Source organism: Streptomyces sp. KLMMK (assembly GCF_036961605.1).
Taxonomy (GTDB): Bacteria; Actinomycetota; Actinomycetes; order Streptomycetales; family Streptomycetaceae; genus Streptomyces; species Streptomyces telluris.
This window is the reverse complement of the sequence record NZ_JBAMDC010000669.1, coordinates 1-1,997: the sequence shown is the minus strand read 5'-3', so window position 1 is coordinate 1,997 and position 1,997 is coordinate 1. Positions and strand designations below refer to the sequence as shown.

Here is a 1,997-nt window from a genome sequence, read left to right as displayed (position 1 = left end):
GCCCGCGGCGCACCCGCCGGAGCGGACGCCTTGCGGGTCGCCCGGCGGCGCGTACGGCCACGCTTGGAGGAGACGGCGGCCTCCGCTTCCGCGGCGCTGCCGAACCACTCCTCGTCGCCGCCGATCGACGGCTGCAGCTGCGCCTCGGTGACGGCCACCGGCTCCAGCTCGGGCGCCTCGGGGGCCGGCTCGACGGCGGCGGCCGCGGGGGCCTCCGCGATCGAGGGGGCCTCCTCGGCGGCCGGAGCCGCCTCGTGCACGTGCTCGTGCTCGGCCGCGCCGCCCGCGCCCTTGCCCTTCTTCTTGCCGCGCTTACCGCCACCGCCACCGCCGCCGACGGACGCCGGCTGGTCCATGTGGACGATCACGCCGCGGCCGTTGCAGTGCACACAGCCCTCGGAGAAGGACTCCAGCAGGCCCTGGCCCACCCGCTTGCGGGTCATCTGGACCAGGCCCAGCGAGGTCACCTCGGCGACCTGGTGCTTCGTACGGTCCCGGCCCAGGCACTCCAGCAGGCGCCGCAGCACCAGGTCCCGGTTGGACTCCAGCACCATGTCGATGAAGTCGATCACGATGATGCCGCCGAGGTCGCGCAGCCGCAGCTGGCGCACGATCTCCTCGGCCGCCTCCAGGTTGTTCCTGGTGACCGTCTCCTCCAGGTTGCCGCCCTGGCCGGTGAACTTGCCGGTGTTGACGTCGACGACGACCATCGCCTCGGTCCGGTCGATCACCAGGGAGCCGCCGCTCGGCAGCCAGACCTTGCGGTCCAGCGCCTTCATCAGCTGCTCGTCGATCCGGTACGTGGCGAAGACGTCGACGTCCGACGTCCACTTCTGCAGGCGGTCGGCCAGGTCGGGCGCGACGTGCGAGACGTAGCCGTGGATGGTCTCCCAGGCCTGGTCACCACTGACGATGACCTTGGAGAAGTCCTCGTTGAAGATGTCGCGGACGACACGGACGGTCATGTCCGGCTCGCCGTAGAGCAGGCTCGGCGAGCTCGTCGAGATCTGCTTCGCCTTCTTCTGGATGTCCTCCCACTGCGCCTGCAGACGCTCGACGTCACGGCGCAGCTCGTCCTCGCTCGCACCCTCGGCGGCGGTGCGCACGATCACGCCCGCGTCCTCGGGGACGATCTTCTTGAGGATGGTCTTCAGACGCGCGCGCTCGGTGTCGGGCAGCTTGCGGCTGATGCCGGTCATCGAGCCCTCGGGCACATACACGAGGTAGCGGCCCGGGAGGGAGACCTGGCTGGTCAGGCGCGCGCCCTTGTGGCCGATCGGGTCCTTGGTGACCTGGACGAGCACGGACTGGCCGGACTTCAGCGCGGTCTCGATGCGGCGCGGGCCGTTGCCCATGCCGAGCGCCTCGAAGTTGACCTCGCCGGCGTAGAGGACGGCGTTGCGGCCCTTGCCGATGTCGACGAAGGCGGCCTCCATCGACGGCAGCACGTTCTGGACCTTGCCCAGGTAGACGTTGCCGACGTAGCTGGTGGCCTGCTCCTTGTTGACGAAGTGCTCGACGAGGACGTTGTCCTCCAGCACGCCGATCTGGGTGCGCTCGCCGCTCTGGCGGACGACCATCACCCGCTCGACGGCCTCGCGGCGGGCCAGGAACTCGGCCTCCGTGATGATCGGCACGCGGCGGCGGCCCTGCTCGCGGCCCTCACGGCGGCGCTGCTTCTTCGCCTCCATGCGGGTCGAGCCCTTGATGGACTGCACCTCGTCGAAGCCGGTGCCCGGCTCGCGCTCCTCGCGCTTGCGCGGCTCGCGGACCTTGACGACCGTGCGCTCGGGCTCGTCCGCACCCGGCTCGGTGTCGATGGCCTCGCCGCTGCGGCGGCGACGGCGACGGCGGCGACGGCTGCTGGAGCTGCCCTCGCCCTCCTCGGCCTCTTCGGCCTCCTCCTCGCGGGCCTCGGCCTCCTCGGCCTCGGCGGCCTGCTCGTCCTCGAACTCGCCCTCGGCCTCCGCGGCCTCACCGCGGCGACGGCGACGGCC

At 71.6% G+C, this 1,997-nt stretch carries 1 protein-coding gene; it reads right to left on the bottom strand.

The features are described from left to right. Nucleotides 1-1,997, bottom strand: a 1,997-nt coding sequence (locus tag V7793_RS36945) for an Rne/Rng family ribonuclease (protein WP_336014058.1), incomplete at both ends; no start/stop codon positions are given.